We start from the raw sequence: 15,696 nt of genomic DNA, 5'->3' as shown, positions 1-15,696 counted from the left end.
GTCGTAGATCGCGTTCAGATACCGGATCGGAATGCAGGCGTCCTTGTCTATGGTGGTGATGGAACCGTACTAAGACAGCGGGAACGGGCAACTCCCCCAAGATAATTCAGTCGTAGAGAACCTTCATCGTCCTCGGGGAATCCGTGCCCGCCCCACCTCCTCAACACCCCTGTCGCACAGCAACTACCGCAGGTCATCGCACTATCAGCTGACAACGCCAAAACCTGGATCGGTGTATCGAGGTTTAGAGTGTGTCTTACGGGGCTCCTGGGCAATGGTCGGCGATGGTAATGCATTGTGAAGGATGATCTTTCGTTGCGGCTGGTGCCGGATGAGTTGTGGGCCTTGATCGAACCGCTGATCCCACGGTTCGAGCCCCGCCCCCAAGGTGGAGGTACCGCACCGGTGGATGACCGCGCGGTGTTCACCGCGATCGTGTTCGTGCTGACCAGCGGCTGCGCTTGGCGGCATTTACCGCCGTTGTTCGAGATCACCGTCCCCACTGCGCATCGCCGGTTCACCGACTGGACCGACGCTGAGCTATGGCGCAAGCTGCACCGCGCGGTCTTGGACGAACTCGGCAGCCAGAGCCTGATCGACTGATCGCGCGCAGTCCTGGACGGGGCATCGGTCAGGGCGAAAAGGGGCCCCATGACCGGCCCGAACCCCGTCGATCGCGGCAAGACCGGCTCCAAGATCCATGTCCTTTCCGACCGGACCAGCCTGCCGTTGTCGGTCGCGGTATCCGCCGCCAACACCAACGACAGTTACGCCCTCAAACCACTGTTCAAAGCCATCCCCACCATCAAATCCCGCTGCGGCCCGCAGCGCCGGAAACCCGGAAAGCTGCACGCCGACAAAGCATACGACCAGCAAGACCTGCGCGACTGGGTCCGCGATCGGGGCATCGCCGTGCGCATCGCCCGCAAGGGCATCGAATCCAGCCAGAAACTCGGCAAACACCGGTGGATAATCGAACGGACGATCGCCTGGCTGTTCGGCTACCACCGGCTCAACATCCGCTACGACCGCAAGGCCACACACTTCCTCGCCTTCCTCACCCTCCCGCCACACTGACCTGCTACAAAAAACTGGCGAAATCAGCGACATGAGACACGCTCTTAGCGTCGGAGCAATGGCTTCGGCACGAGCTGTTGACAGATTTGTGATGTACTGAGCCCTTTTCATCTTTGATGAGCGGCTCTGAGTTCGCGGTTCTGGAGCGCGTGAATGGCCTTGGCGAGTTGTCCGGCCTTGTAGGGGCAACAGCAGAGTTTGCGCAGGACACGCCAGCTTTTGAGTTGGGCTATAGCCCGCTCGCCGCGTCCGCGTGGGCGCGGTTGGCGCGCTTCTGCGAGGGTAGCTTGCCGCGTCCCTTGCACAGGGTCAGCGCCCAGTCCGACCCCTGGTATCCCTTGTCCGCCAACGTGATCAGTCCGGCGTCGCGTAGTTCGTGCGAGACGCCAGATCCATACCGCTTTCAAATCGTGGACACTGCCGGGCAAGGCGTCCGATACCCACACGATGTCCCCGTCACCGGTGGCGATAACCTGGACGTTCATGCCGTGGCACCGGTGTTTGCCGGAGTAGAACAGCCGGTCGGCGGCCACACGGTCTATCGGGATCAGGGTGCCGTCGAGGATCACATAGTCGTGTCCGTCCTTCTGTGCTTGCCGCGGTGCGTCTTTCAGTCGTGGTGAGTGGTCGGCGAGCAGGTCCACGGTTTCCTGGACATAGCGCCAAGCGGTGCTGATCGCGACATCGAATCCTGCGGCAATATCACGGTAGGTCTCGCCTTTACGCAGGTAGACCAGTGCGAGCATCGCTTGCCGACCGGGATCGAGGCGTCGCCACGTCGAACCGATTCCGCGGCGATGGCGGCGGATGACTCCAGCGACCCAGGTCAGGGTCCGGCGTGACAACGGCAGGGCGGCACGGCAGAACAACATGGAAGCCTCTGGTGGAAAGTGATCTTGGTCGATCAGCTCTCCTACCAGAGGCTTCACCACTATCCGCAGAGGCTCGCCGCACGCGCCTGACCATCGACATCAGGCCGATCACCGAGGATGAAAAGGGCTCACTATCTTTCTACATGCTTAATCCGGCCAGATCTGCTTTGCGCTGGATAATGCAGCCCTGTGATACATCGGTAAATTCGCAGTTTCATCAAATACTTCCATGAGCCATTTAACCCCCAAGTCGCACGAGAATCGAGAATCAATGAGACTGAATTCTCCGAACTCTTCGATGCCCGGAGCGGTCTTCACCAGATATAGCCAGATCGCCGCATTTGAATATTCCGTGAGCGGAGTTCGCCAAGTCCTTCCGATCCAGCGATAATTACGCTGCACCGCTAATTCGCGGATAATTCGATCGGCGGGCGAAGGGTCGGGGAGACCGTCAGCCTCGCCGGGATTGAATTCATATTCAACGGGGGGAGCTACACTCGTCCGAGGTATCGCATCCATCTCATCGCTATCCAATTCTGCGTCGATAAGTAGCCTGCCGATTAGATCTGCTTCATCATCAGTAATAGCGATATGTTGATCTTGCAGGCCAAGTATTGTCGCCTGTAGCCCGCTAGCGAATTCTCCAGCGGAGAAGTGAGACCGAGTTACATTGATGTAGTCGTCCGGTACTCTTCCTGCAAGCCGTCGACATAAATCGGCGGTCATTGAGTACATGTCCACGTCGACATCCTCCTTTGCGGGTTGTCTCGACAAGCTAATTGACTGCTTTACTTTATATATTTACCGTGATCGATTTTAATCCAGCGGCCATCAGGATACAGGATCACCTCAATGTCTCTGCCAGATTTGTTTCCACGCCAAGTCCAACTTCCATCACCCCCGATCTGTGGGTTGCTATAACGAGGAACCTTACCTTGTGGTATGGATTTCACTAACTCCTGAGGCAACCCCTTCGGGAGCTTCGGGTTTTTTATTACTCCACGATCGAGAAAATAAGTCGGGAATCCAGTTCGTATTTTTCCGTCTTTTATAACAGTTGTTCGTATATTTATGCCATTAATCTTCCCTTCATAATCGAAAGCCGAGGAGCGCTCTCCTAGTTCATTTTTTGTGGGATATGGACCCTTGGTCGGCCTACCGCTCTGCGTGACCTGATATACGGCATCGAGGATGTCATTGTCTGACCAATTTTTCGGAAACTCGGTCTTACCGCTGAAACCGGTACCTGCTCGATGTCCTCCCGTTGAAGAGTTGCCGCGGTCGCCTCCCAGGATATGCTGACGGGAAAGGTCGGTATGCCGGATGGATTCCCGCACCGGGGGATTCGCCTGTTTCTGGCCTAGAGATGAACCGGGGTATCCTGTCGAGGGTTTAGCAGTCTGATTCCTAGGTCGATATCCTGGAAAGCTGGATGCGTCGGGGAAGTCGTGGAGGCCGGGTAGTCGGATTTCGTCGAATCTGGGTAATGCGTTGATATCGAGGGGTTCTCTGAGGGATGGGTGTGGACTGAACCCTGGTATCGGGGTGTCTCGGAGTCCGATGGTTGTTTCTTGGGACAGCCATGGATTCCGTGGGATTACGTCGCTGTAGGGCACCACGGCGGGTTGGTTCACCGAGGCTTTGGGACCGAACCGTAAACCTCGTGCCGCAGCGGAGCCGGCTGTGCGTGCACTGGTGGTGATGGCGCGTCCGGCGGCGGCGGCACGGGCCAGGAGGGGGGCTATGGGTGGTAGGGGGGCGAAGAGGGTGGCGATGCCGACGACGTCGATGGCAGCCCAAAAGACTTCGCCGGGTGTGTGTCGCATCTGCGAGAGCGGGAGGTAGTAGCCGATGGGGTGTCTGTCGGGGTTGGGGGGCGCCACGCTCAAGGCGGAATCGCGGTTGACCCATGCGTTATCGACGTCGCCTGCAAAGCTGAGCAATGATTCGCCGAGGACCGCGAACGGGTGGCCGAGGACTTGGAAAATGTTGCGGGCTTGAATGTCCGTGGGAGGGACTTGGCCGGGGAGGTCGCCGATCCTGGTTTCCCGCTGCAGGACCTTCCAGCTCGTGTTGTCCTGGAAGTAGGTCGTTGCCTTACCGTCGGGGCCGACTTCAACCCGCAGGTACGTGATGCCTATCTCGCGCCATTTACGGTCGATGTATTCCTGGCTGGCGATGAATATGCTGGTGCCGTTGACTACGGTGTAGCTGCCCAGGTCGATGCCGTCGCGATCGAGGTAACGACCGCCGATGATCGTTCCGTTGAGCGTGGTGGATTCTTGGGTGACGCCGCCCAGCAATGCTGTCCACCCGGTGACGGGCTGGGTGGGGTCATCAGGAACCAGTTGTCCGGATCTTTTGCCGTCTTTGCCGACATAGACGAGTTCTACCTGGTTGTTGCCGGTCGGGTTCTGCCGGGTGGTGCCGTCTTGGGTGTCCGTGGTGATGAAGGGCCCGAGCGGGGTGTATTGGGTGGTGCGGGTCCAGGGCCGGCGCGCGCCCTCGTCGCCGCCGTGGTGTTCCTCGATGCCGAGGTCGCCGTTCTGGAAGCGCAGATCACGTATGTCGACGCCACCGATGGTCTCGGCATGAACGGTGACGGCGGTGGTTGCGTAGGTGTCCACGCGCGGGGTCGTATCGCCAGGTTCGGTGATCTTGGTGCGAGTCCAGGGCCGGTCGGCGCCGTCGCTGCCGCCGCCTTCGGTGACCTCGATGAGCCGACCGTTGGATAGCAGATGCCGCCAATGCCGTTGGCCGTATTCGTCAATCCGCAGCGAGCCCTGTGTACCGTTTCCGTTGACCCATTCCACGGGTGCGCCGCCACGTTGTGGCACTTGCACACCTTCGGGCAGGATCTGTTCGACCCGGTCGGCGTCCAACTCGGCCTGCGTCGGCTGCTCAGCGGGGGACGGTGATGATGGCATTGAGGGGACCGGTGTTGCCGGGCTCGCAGGGGTCGATGGTGTGGTGTCTGTGACCGGGAGGTCGTCGAGCTTCTCGTGTAACTTCTCCAGCGTCGATACCGGCAACGACCCCGACGGTCTGCGCTGTTCTTCGACACTCGGATTGGGGATAGTGTCCGGGGTCGGTGTCCGCTGACCTTTGTCATCCATGGGGGTGAACGCCTGAGGCTCGGCGATCAGCGCCGCCCCGTTGGCCGGAGTGACCTTCGGCAACCGCCAACCGAGCGGGGTCATAATCGGCAGCGGTAGTTGGGCAGGCGCTTTCGGTGGCCGCGCTGTGTCGGGCACGGGGTCGACGACTGCCGAGGACTGGGCTTGTGATGACGCGCTGAGGTCGAAGGAATCTGCGACAGTGACGACTTCACGGGCACTGGCCACCAGGTCCCGTCGGCGGAACACCCGATCGACCATGCTCGCAGCCGATTCAGGGTTCATACCGTGGAAGGTGTAAACCTTCCCACCTCCACCACCGGCCGATCCCGAACCGGCATCGGGGTCGTCCTCACGAGCGGGAGTCATCGAGTCGAACCAGGCGGCATGCCGGGTGACCCACGCGTAGTCCTCGGGCTCGCGACCGCCTAGGCCAGGGATTGTCATCGGATTACACCTCGGAGGTATCGGTATGCGGTTATGACGAAAGAGGGTGATACCTGCACTAGGGCAGGCGGATACGACACGCGACCTACACCAGGGTTGGTACGGGCCGCGTGTGGTGATCGGGGTATTCGGTTAGCTGTCGATGCCGGTCCGGATCACGGCGTAGTAGCCGGTGGGGTGGTTGTGTTCGAACTGGCCGACGATGTTGTGGAACAACCTCCGCCTGATGGTCATGATGGTGTCGCCGGTTTCCGCCGTCCTACAGGCGGTGTCAGCCTGCGACCCACAACTATCGAGCGGGCAGAGTGGCCGCTCCGGCTCGACAACGACGAACTACACGGACGCAACCCACCGCGTACTCCATTCCGCAGCTTGTGGGAACGATCCGAGAAGCCGAGAAGAGCACGGTGTGCTGCTGGCGACATCGTCGCCTGCCTAGCAACCGTCAGCCGACGAGAATCGCATTGCTCGGCTGCGCAAACAGCGTCCAGGAATGCGAGAAACCCCGATCCGTAACGGTGGACCAGGGTTTCGATCTAGTCGATACCAGAAGTCTCGGCGAAGAGAATATTCCGATGAGATGGAGTTAGGCACAGTTGTGCTGCCGTAAAAATCGTGGCTTAAGGACACATCTTTGTCAAGAGGTCTTTCGTAGATTACGCAAGACTGCTGGTAGACAGGCTTATTGGAGCCTATGGAGGGCGAAGCCTTCGACCGCGCCGAACCGATACCGAGCGGCCCTTGTTAACACTGAGGACTCGAACGCGACGGCGACGCCTGCGAAGAGGACTAGTTGGCCACCTCCATCGCACAGACAGGGCTGATGGTTTTGCGTGCCGAAATTCGTTCCCCCAAAATATTTTTCGACACGCCGAAGAACTCAGGGGCCGCCCAGTGAACGGCGATAGGCGGCAGGGGTGGCCCCCGTCGTCGCGCGCAGATGTGCCCGCAGTGCGGTAACGCTGCCGAATCCTGCTTGTTCCGCGACGACTTCGACCGGCAACTGCGTAGTTTCCAGCAACTCCCGTGCCCGCGTGGTGCGTTGGGCGTCCAGCCAGCGCCGGGGTGTGGTGCCTACCTCGGCCTTGAACCGCCGGATGAAGGTGCGCTCGCTCATCAACGCGTGCGCGGCCATTGCCGAAACATCCACGGCGGCCGATGGTTCCGTGACCGCCCATGCCAGCGTGGCGGCGAGTCCGCCATCGGTATCGCGCTCGCCGGGGACGGACGGGATGTACTGTGCCTGGCCGCCTTCCCGGTGCGGTGCGGTCACATTCCACCTGGCCAGTTCCGCCGCCGCCCGCGCGCCGAGTTCCCGGCGGACAAGGTGCAGGCATAGGTCGAGGCCCGCTGATAGGCCCGCTGAAGTGAGTACATCGCCGTCGTCTATGTACAGTGCCGCCGGGTCGAGCCGTACCGTGGGATATCGGGCGGCGAATTCATCGCAGTAGGCCCAGTGTGTGGTCACTGGCCTTCCGTCCAGCAGGCCCGCCTCGGCAAGCACGAATGCGCCGACGCAGATGCTCAGTATGGTCGCCCCGCGCTCCGCCGCGGCCCGTAATGCGGCCAGTGCCTCGGGCGGGACGGGCTGGGCTGGGATGCCGGTGCCTGGCACGACGACGATATCGGCCTCGTCGAGCAGCTCGAGCCCGTGTTCCACCCGTAACTCGAAACCGTTGGGTGTCCAGACCGGCCCCGGTCGGATACCGCAGGTGCGCATCTCGAAGCCACGAGGCGTACCGGTCTTATCCGGGCCGTGCCGAAACGCCTGCACGGCACAGGTCAAGTCGAAGACCATGACACCGTCCAACGCCAACGCCACCACCTGCTTCATCACCCCAGTTTGGCATGAATCCGAGCATTACTGGCATTTCTGCCACTCGTCGCCCACCTCGAGACGCGCTTGACTGAAAAGCGAAGTTCCAACAACGAAGGAGAGCATCGTGGCCGCACCGACGGGCATCGACTGGGCATGGGCCACTCGCACCGGTGGCGCACTGTCCAAGCAACAACGCCGCAGGCTGGCCCTCGCCTCCGCCCGGACCCTGCCCGCCGCTGTACCCAACCGGGTCAGGCTCGCTCTGGGCAGGCGCGGACGCGGCACACTTGAGTTCGCCGGCCTGCGGCTACCTGATTCCGCACTGGCTGTCGCGGCGGAAACCGAAGCACGCGAAACGCTTTCCCCGCATGTGCTGAACCATTCCTTGCGGACCTACTATTTCGGTCGTGTGCTGGCCGATCTCGACGGCGCGGCCTATGACGACGAACTGGTCTACGTTTCCTGTCTTCTGCACGATCTACAGATCGAAAACCCCACACCGGGGCGGTGTTTCGCGGTGGTCGGTGGCGAACGCGCCGTCGCGCTCGCGCTCGGCGCAGGCGCCGATCCCGCACGCGCGGAAGCAATCGGCGCGGCCATCGCCGCCCACATCACCCCAGGAGTCGCCGATGATCTCAGTGACCCTGGCGGCTTCGTCTCCGCGGGCGCTGCGGTGGACGTGTTCGGCGCACGGATAGCCGAACTGGATCAGAACTGGGTTGCCGAGCTGATCCGACGATACCCCCGGCACAACCTCACCCGGCATGTGATCGCGGCCTTGGAGGCGGAGGCGAAAGCGATGCCGGAAGGCAGGGTGAGCTGGCTCAACAGCACCGGTTTTCTGACCATGGTCCGAATGGCGCCGTTCGCCGAATAGGGCCCGGTGGCAGATAGACGTGGAGTAGGAAATACAGACCACTGCGCGCTGTGGTGATGAAGTTCGGCGATAAGCACGCCGCACGGGAGTGCGGTGCATGAGGTCGGTCTGCTTGTTGCCGCATTGCGCCTGCCCGCCGACCGGCCGCATATAACGGATACAGCCCGCACCACCTACCGGTGATACGGGCTGTATTTCGTTGCCGGAGGGCTTCAGCTCAGTCGCCGCTTGAGTGCCTCGAACTCGTCGCGCACTCCGGAAGGCAGCTTATCGCCGACGAACTCGAACCACTCCTCGATCAGCGGGATCTCTTTCCGCCATTCCTCGGCGTTCACCGCGAGCGCCTCGTCGACATCCCTGGGATCGACGTCCAAGCCGTCCAGGTCGAGCTGCTTGGCGGTCGGCACATTGCCGATCGCGGTCGGCTCGGCATCGGCCGAACCCTCGATACGGCCGACGATCCACTCCAGCACCCTGGAGTTCTCCCCGAAGCCGGGCCACAGGAAGCGGCCGTCGGCACCACGGCGGAACCAGTTGACGTAGAAGATCTTCGGCAGCTTGCCCGCGTCGGCGTTCTTACCGATGTTGATCCAGTGGTCCATGTAATCGCCGACGTGGTAGCCCATGAACGGCAGCATGGCCATCGGGTCGCGGCGCACGGTGCCGACCTTGCCTTCGGCGGCCGCGGTCTGCTCGGAGGACAGTGTCGAGCCCATGAACACGCCGTGCTGCCAGTCGAAGGATTCGGTGACCAGCGGGACGGTGGTCTTACGCCGACCGCCGAACAGGATCGCCGAGATCGGCACACCCTGCGGGTCGTCCCATTCGGGCGCCAGGATCGGGCACTGCGACATCGGGGTGCAGTAGCGCGAGTTCGGGTGCGCGGCCAGTGTCTCGGTCTCCCGCAGGTACCAGTCGTTGCCCTTCCAATCGATCAGGTGATCGGGCTCGCCCTCCAGGCCCTCCCACCAGACATCGTTGTCGTCGGTCGCCGCGACATTGGTGTAGACGGTGTTGCCCGCGTCCATGGTGGCCATGGCGTTCGGATTCGAGCTGTGGTTGGTGCCTGGCGCGACGCCGAAGAAACCGTATTCGGGGTTCACCGCGTAGAGGCGGCCGTCCTTGCCGAAACGCATCCAGGCGATATCGTCGCCAAGGGTCTCGGCGCGCCAGCCCGGTACGGTCGGCTGAATCATCGCGAGGTTGGTCTTGCCACACGCACTGGGGAACGCGGCGGCGATGTAGTAGGCCTTGTTCTCCGGGGAGATCAGTTTGAGGATCAGCATGTGCTCGGCCAGCCAGCCCTCGTCGCGAGCCATCGCCGAGGCGATCCGCAGCGAGTAGCACTTCTTGCCGAGCAGTGCGTTACCGCCGTAGCCGGAACCGTAGCTCCAGATCTCCCTGTCCTCGGGGAAGTGCGTGATGTACTTGGTGTCATTGCACGGCCACGGCACATCGGCCTGTCCCTTGGCCAGCGGCGCGCCAACGGAGTGCAGCGCCTTCACGAACGGCCGGTCGGTGCCGAGCTTCTCCAGGGCGGCGGCGCCCATTCTGGTCATCACCCGCATCGACACCACGACGTACTCGGAGTCGGTGATCTCAACGCCGAGCTTCGGGTCCTCGGCACCGAGCGGACCCATGCAGAACGGCACCACGTACATGGTGCGGCCCTTCATCGAGCCGCGGTACAGCTCGGTCATGGTGGCGCGCATCTCGGTTGGATCGACCCAGTTGTTGGTCGGGCCCGCGTCGGCCTCGGTCTTGGAGCAGATGTAGGTGCGGGACTCCACCCTGGCGACGTCGGAAGGATCGGAGAGCGCGAGGAAGGAGTTCGGCTTCTTCCGCTCGTCCAATCGCTTGAACGTTCCTGCCGCGACGAGCTGCTCGGTCAGCCGGTCCCATTCCGCGTCCGAGCCGTCTGCCCAGACCACCCGCTCCGGCTGGGTGAGCTCGGCTACTTCTTGTACCCAGGCGAGTAGTTCGCTGTGCTCGGTCGGCGCCTTGCCGTCGGATCCACGAAGACCAGGAATGGTCGCTGACGTCATGAAAACTCTCCTGAGATGGGCGGCTGTTCGATGCTTCGCCGCCCGGCCCGAGGCCCATGACCAGCGCGAATACACCAAGCACCACCATTGGCGGGAAGGCACCCGCTACGACCGGCCGACGCCGCGCTCACAGCGGACGACGTACCAGGACTCAGCGGGCACCCAAGTTCCTGACTAGAGGTTAACGCGATATGACGATCGATATGGCATCGGGCTCCTCACTGGGTACCCATTCGCTTACTCGTTCAGTCGCTCGTTTCGACGGGGGAGATCCAGCTGTCGATAATCCGAATATCTCGCTCGCAAGCCGCAAGCTGTTTGGGCTGCTCAGCCGTCTTCCGGCGCAGCGTGGCCTCCAATTCGGCGACCCTGCGGTCGATATCCAGCATGCGCGTGGTGCTCGCCTGCACCACATATTCGGTCAACCCGGTCTCGGTTTCCACGAGCGCGGTCGCCACCCGCTGCTCGAGCTGGGCTTTTATCGCGACCAAGACATCGGCCACCCACTGCCTGAGGTGCGCTCGGTCGGCCAGCTGCCTGCGCGCACGGACCACCCAGGCCGCCGCACCCCCGCCGACCAGCAGGGCGACCGGAAAACTCGCGACGTCGAGCGCGGGCACCAGCGATAGCGGAGCCACCAGCAGGCGCCCGAGTCCGACACCTGCCGATGCACCGAGCGCGATCATGAGGTGATCTTCGGCACCCCGGTGCCTCGGCTCCGGATCCGGGCCCACCTGCGGGGCCGGGTCACGCCGCCGCTGCGGCGCCCCGTGCTCGTCGCCCGTTATCCGGCCGCTGAGTTCGGCCAGCCGATGATCGATGGCGTGATCGACCGCACCGGTCAGCTCGGTGACGGCCCGCTGCAGCCGGTCGGGATAGGCACCGGCCTCGGCGGGACGCAGCCGGTCCAGTTCGGCTCTAGCATCGGCGTGCAACGCGCGGATTCGCGCACCGATATCGGTCAGCAGATCCACCCTGGCCAAGTGCAATCCGCCGCGCAGGGCGGACATGGCGGAGGCCCGGCCACCGTCGCGGCCTGCGAGCAGTAGCGCGCGTTCCTCACGCAACCGCGCCGATTCCGCGCCGGAGCGCAGCGCTGCCATCTGCTCGACTACCCGCGCACGGGTATCGGCCAGTACCCGGCCGGTCACCGAAGCCTGCCGGGCACCGCCGGTCTCGGTGGTGCCCGAGGCCGCGGCGACCAACTGCGTATGCAGGACGGCAAGGCCGGAACGATCCAACAGACCGGCATCGCCCGTGGCGCGAGCCGCCGCAGCGAGCCGAGCCGAAACCGGCACGATATCCAGGTCGGCGGCACCGTGTCCGGCCAGCACCTCCAGATCACGCTCCCGCACCGCCCGCCAATCCTGGTAGGCGTGGATTCCGTTCATCGCGAGCAGGATGCGGGTCCGGTCCGCGCGCAGCCGGTCGATCAGCTCCAGCAGGTCCGCCCCCACAGTGATGCCCGCGTCCAGCAAGATCAGCGCCACCGCGGACGGTGCGGCGCCCGAGTCCGCGGTAGCCGCCGGGGCCAACCCGGCGATCGGCTCGGATAGGGGGATACGCGGTTCGAACCGCGCCAGCTCGGTCCGCAACACCATGGTGTTCGCATCGGGCGGACCGAACAACGAGACCACGCCACCCCGCCCGGACCCGGATACCGTGCGCAGCAGTGCCGTGCCATGCGGATTCCACCGCGCCACCACTGCCTCGACCTCGGATGACAAGCCGGGCGCCGGCTCGGCGGTACTCGGCCGATCGGATTCGGCACGTCCGGTCCGGCGGGGATCAGGCGCGATAGCGGCTGCGTTCTCCGGGTTGTCGTATTCCGCGCCAACGGATGAGATTGCCTGGCTCGGGGTCACCGTGGCCGGTTCCCTTGGTTCAGAGACCGGCACTGCGCATCCGTTCCCATAGTCGGACGTAGCCGTTATGTACCCGGAGGGCAGCACGGCGTGCGGCCGCGGGCATATCGCTGGTGACCACGCCGTGCCAGTGGGCCGCTCGGGTTATCGCGTCATCGGCATCGGCAGGCGCCGGGGCGTGATAGCCCGCGGCGAGGTGGGCCACCTCGGGATGCGCGAGCCCGGCGCGGAGCCCGAGCCACCTGGCATCGTCGCCATGGAGAAAGGACTCGAGCACATCGCGCGCGCAGCCACCGTCCTCCGGGACAGCGCGCGCGGCCAGGCGAGCGAATTCGTCGAGCAGTTCGCCGCCACGCAGCGCGGAAATCTGCGCATAGCGGCGGTGCAGCAGTTGATGCAAGGTATCGATGCCGCTCGCGGCATGCAGGAGCTGCACAAGGGCCTGCGCGGACAACTGCGGATCGTGCCGCAGGGCCGAGCAGGCGCAGAGCACTCCGTATAGATCCCAGTGCTCCAACAACTGTTCCCGCTCGGCGGCATCCGGCCCTGGCGCGACGAACAGCTCCGGTGAGAGGAACAGTGTCGGGTCCGCTTCGGTGGCGAGTCTGCGCAGCACAGTGAGATCCGTTGTGGTCAACGCGCCTGCCCTGGTACGCGCCGCCAGCGACGCGACGATGGGAAGGACAAGAACCCCGAGCTGCCTGCCGTATTGTTCGGCCGCGTCCACCGCGTCACTCCAGCGTGCGCCGATCGCATCGGCCTTGTTCAGCACCACGATCGTGCGTTGCGGCGGCAAGGTGGCCAGCACTCGATGATCGGCAGGTGCCGGAGCGGCAGCCAGTACATAGACGACGAGGTCGGCATCGAGTTCCGGATCGGGTGCCCCTGGTTCGTCGACCGGAGGCGTCTCCAGCGCGGACATGAGCGCCAGCGCGTGCAGCACCGTGCTGCGGCCTGCGCGCGCCCGTCCGGTGACCTGAATCCGCAACGGGCTACGCCAAGCCCGGACAGCCGCCGCCGCGGCATACCCGATTCGCGGATCCCGGCCCGGCCCGAACCGCAATTCGGTGAGCACCGCGTCGAGCTGATCGTGGGTGGACTGATCTCGGGTGTACTGATCGTGGGTGGCTACGAGAACGCCGCGCTCCCGCAGCGGCCCATCGGACTCGGTGGCTGTCTGCATACCGCGCACCCCCTTTACGATGCGCAATTCTGTCAGAACCACGCATCCAGCAGAAACCACGCAGCCGGACCGGATCGGGCTCAGTAACCGCTGAAACGCTTGTTCATGATCCGCGCTATCCGGTTCGGCGTGTACTTTCCGGCCATGACGAGCATCTTCGCCTGCCCGCCGATCGGATAGTGCACCTTTCGTGATCTGCGGTTCTTCCGAACGGCTGCCCAGATCCCCGCGGCGACATCATCGACGGACAACCGTACCCCGAACAGCTTCGTCGTTCCGGTTGTCACGCCCTTCAGCATCTCGGTGGCCACGAACATCGGCCACACGGCGATCACCCGGATGTCGTAGCGCTCCCATTCCAGATCAAGCGCCTCGGTAAAGCTTTTGACCGCCGATTTGGCCGCGGCATAACTCGCGAGTTCCGGCTGGCCGTAGATCGCCGAACCCGAACAGAGGTTGACCAACTGGGCGCCAGGAGTCTCACGTAGATAGCGGAACGCGCAGTGGGCTCCCGCGAGCACCCCGAATACATCGACGTCGATGATCGACCGGTGGGCGGACAGCGCGATGGATTCGAAGGGCCCGGCGCGCAGTACGCCCGCGTTATTGACCAAAACGTCCAGCCGCCCGGTCTGCGCATAGAATTCCGCGAGCCGCTGCGGCCACTGTGTGGCGTTTGTCACATCCAGCACGCCGGTGTATATCGCACCACCGCTGTTGTTGATGTCGGCAGCGAGTCGGCTCAGGCCGACCTCGTCGATGTCGAAGGCGCCGACATGATATCCCTGGGCAGCGAAAAGCAGGGCGGTGGCCCGCCCGATACCGGTTGCCGCGCCCGTGATGAACACCGCCGGTTTGCTCATATCGAGAAGTGTAGTGTCGCGGGGGCCGTGTACTCCGGGGTTCCCAGACACTGGGTCGGTCACCTACCCTGCTGACGTGGTCGGCGCTATAACCGGTGCACAGCTTCACTCGCGCACCCGGCAACCGACCTCAATGATGAGGAGGTTGTGATGACCGCGAATAGCGTCGGCGTTGCCGATGAACTCGCTTCCACCGGAGGCCACCGGCCTCTGCTTCCGAGCCTGGACCCGTTCTACCGGCCACCAGGGGGATTCGCGACCACAGCACCGGGCACCATCCTGCGCAGCAGGAAGATCGACTTGGCCCTGTTCGGCATCATCCCGCAACAAGTCTCGGCCTGGCAGTTGCTCTATCGCAGCTGTGATCTGCACGGCACCCCGGAAGCGGCGATCACCACTGTCCTGCTGCCACTCGGCGCGCAACCGGACGAGGACCGCCCGTTGCTGGCGTTCCAGACCGCGATGGACGCGGTCAGCGAGAAGTGCTCGCCGTCGTACGCATTGCGCCATGGCGCCCACGCGCTCGGCTCGATCACGCAACTCGAGTGGTTCCTTGTCGCGAACGCACTGCGCCGCGGCTGGGCGGTCAGCATCGCCGACCACGAGGGCCTGCACGGAAACTTCGGCGCTCCGCGCGAGCCCGGCTATCGCTCACTCGATGGCATCCGCGCCGCCCTCCGCTTCGCCCCGCTCGGTCTCGGCCCCGATACCAAGGTCGGGGTGTGGGGCTATTCCGGCGGCGGTATGGCCAGCTCGTGGGCAGTCGAGATGGCGCCGAGCTACGCTCCGGAACTCGATATCGTCGGGGCGGTACTCGGCGCACCGGTCGGCGACCCTCAGCAGGTGTTCGACCGGCTGAACGGCACTGTCTACGCGGGATTTCCCGCCATTGTCATCGCCGCCCTTCGCAGGCTGTATCCCGCCTTGAGCTCGTTGATCGATCATGAGCTGACCCCGGATGGCCATCGCTTCGTCGTCCACGCGGAGAACTCGACCCCGATCGGCGCGCTCATCGGGCTCGCCAAGAAAAACGTGGACGACCTCATGCATCGCCCGCTCGCCGAAGTGCTCGACACACCGGAGTTGGCGGCGATGTTCGACGATTTGCGACTCGGCAACACCACGCCCGCCTGCCCGCTGCTTGTGGTGCAACCGGTGCACGATCAAGTCATCCACATGCCAGGCATCGATGGTCAGGTGGCGCGCTATCGCCGCGGTGGTGCCACGGTGACCTATATACGCGACCGGCTCAGCGAGCACTTCTCGCTGCTGCCGCTGTCCACCCCGACCAGCCTGGAATGGATCGCCGACAGGTTCGCCGGGAAGCCGGTGCGTGATGCGGGCGATAAGACCGTCTGGTCGGTCGCGGCCTCCCCATCGGCTGCCCGTGGCCTGCTGGAAGTAGCGGTGACCGCGGCGATGGTCGCATTGGGTAGACCGCTACGCCAACAGCAGCCCACCGCGCCGAGAATCGCTTCCGCACGCGCTGCCTGACCTCCTGCTCGGTGGTCCGCACCCAACCGCGTGCCACA

The 15,696-nt window shown here is 63.7% G+C and carries 9 protein-coding genes and 2 pseudogenes; 3 read left to right on the top strand and 8 right to left on the bottom strand.

The genetic code is table 11. The features are described from left to right. Window positions 1–297 precede the first annotated feature (297 nt). Window positions 298–1,112, top strand: a pseudogene (locus tag ACL02S_RS05400) (IS5 family transposase). Window positions 1,113–1,184: 72 nt separating this feature from the next. Here ACL02S_RS05400 and ACL02S_RS05395 read toward each other — a convergent pair. The 4 genes and pseudogenes from ACL02S_RS05395 to ACL02S_RS05380 form a co-directional block, all read right to left on the bottom strand. After that, window positions 1,185–1,949: pseudogene (locus ACL02S_RS05395) on the bottom strand (transposase family protein). 147 nt (window positions 1,950–2,096) lie between these two features. Then, complete coding sequence (locus ACL02S_RS05390; protein ID WP_412801177.1) at window positions 2,097–2,690, bottom strand: hypothetical protein; 594 nt, start codon at window positions 2,688–2,690, stop codon at window positions 2,097–2,099. A gap of 47 nt (window positions 2,691–2,737) precedes the next feature. Next, entirely contained in the window at window positions 2,738–5,350 is a 2,613-nt protein-coding gene (locus ACL02S_RS05385; RefSeq protein ID WP_412801176.1) for an EndoU domain-containing protein, read from the bottom strand. 1,042 nt (window positions 5,351–6,392) lie between these two features. Next, a complete protein-coding gene (locus ACL02S_RS05380; protein ID WP_412801175.1) occupies window positions 6,393–7,346 on the bottom strand; it encodes a GlxA family transcriptional regulator in 954 nt (317 codons plus the stop codon). Between the two features lie 109 nt (window positions 7,347–7,455). Here ACL02S_RS05380 and ACL02S_RS05375 point away from each other — a divergent pair, with 109 nt between their 5' ends. Next, on the top strand, window positions 7,456–8,208 hold the full coding sequence (locus tag ACL02S_RS05375) for an HD domain-containing protein (protein WP_412801174.1): 753 nt from the start codon (window positions 7,456–7,458) through the stop codon (window positions 8,206–8,208). Between the two features lie 212 nt (window positions 8,209–8,420). Here ACL02S_RS05375 and ACL02S_RS05370 read toward each other — a convergent pair whose 3' ends face one another. The 4 genes from ACL02S_RS05370 to ACL02S_RS05355 all read right to left on the bottom strand — a co-directional run bounded on the left by ACL02S_RS05370 (window position 8,421) and on the right by ACL02S_RS05355 (window position 14,164). Next, entirely contained in the window at window positions 8,421–10,253 is a 1,833-nt protein-coding gene (locus ACL02S_RS05370; protein ID WP_412801173.1) for a phosphoenolpyruvate carboxykinase (GTP), read from the bottom strand. 245 nt (window positions 10,254–10,498) lie between these two features. Continuing rightward, entirely contained in the window at window positions 10,499–12,151 is a 1,653-nt protein-coding gene (locus ACL02S_RS05365) for a coiled-coil domain-containing protein (protein ID WP_412801172.1), read from the bottom strand. After that, entirely contained in the window at window positions 12,138–13,301 is a 1,164-nt protein-coding gene (locus tag ACL02S_RS05360) for an ERA-like protein 1 (RefSeq protein WP_412801171.1), read from the bottom strand. Before ACL02S_RS05360 ends, ACL02S_RS05365 begins: the two co-directional genes overlap by 14 nt. An 80-nt stretch (window positions 13,302–13,381) precedes the next feature. Continuing rightward, the gene (locus ACL02S_RS05355) at window positions 13,382–14,164 is read right to left on the bottom strand and encodes an SDR family oxidoreductase (RefSeq protein WP_412801170.1); all 783 of its coding nucleotides are present in this window, start codon (window positions 14,162–14,164) and stop codon (window positions 13,382–13,384) included. 150 nt (window positions 14,165–14,314) lie between these two features. Between ACL02S_RS05355 and ACL02S_RS05350 the strand changes: the two genes are divergently transcribed. Beyond that, on the top strand, window positions 14,315–15,658 hold the full coding sequence (locus ACL02S_RS05350; RefSeq protein ID WP_412801169.1) for a lipase family protein: 1,344 nt from the start codon (window positions 14,315–14,317) through the stop codon (window positions 15,656–15,658). Window positions 15,659–15,696: the final 38 nt, after the last annotated feature.

This window comes from Nocardia spongicola, from assembly GCF_047200775.1.
Classification (GTDB): Bacteria; Actinomycetota; Actinomycetes; order Mycobacteriales; family Mycobacteriaceae; genus Nocardia.
This window is presented reverse-complemented; position numbering and strand designations above follow the sequence as displayed.

Bases quoted from the DNA above. Each gene is read 5' to 3' on its own strand.
- ACL02S_RS05385 (WP_412801176.1), bottom strand. From the start codon at position 5,350: ATGAACCCTGAATCGGCTGCGAGCATGGTCGATCGGGTGTTCCGCCGA.
- ACL02S_RS05380 (WP_412801175.1), bottom strand. From the start codon at position 7,346: ATGAAGCAGGTGGTGGCGTTGGCGTTGGACGGTGTCATGGTCTTCGAC.
- ACL02S_RS05370 (WP_412801173.1), bottom strand. From the start codon at position 10,253: ATGACGTCAGCGACCATTCCTGGTCTTCGTGGATCCGACGGCAAGGCG.
- ACL02S_RS05360 (WP_412801171.1), bottom strand. From the start codon at position 13,301: ATGCAGACAGCCACCGAGTCCGATGGGCCGCTGCGGGAGCGCGGCGTT.
- ACL02S_RS05355 (WP_412801170.1), bottom strand. From the start codon at position 14,164: ATGAGCAAACCGGCGGTGTTCATCACGGGCGCGGCAACCGGTATCGGG.
- ACL02S_RS05350 (WP_412801169.1), top strand. From the start codon at position 14,315: ATGACCGCGAATAGCGTCGGCGTTGCCGATGAACTCGCTTCCACCGGA.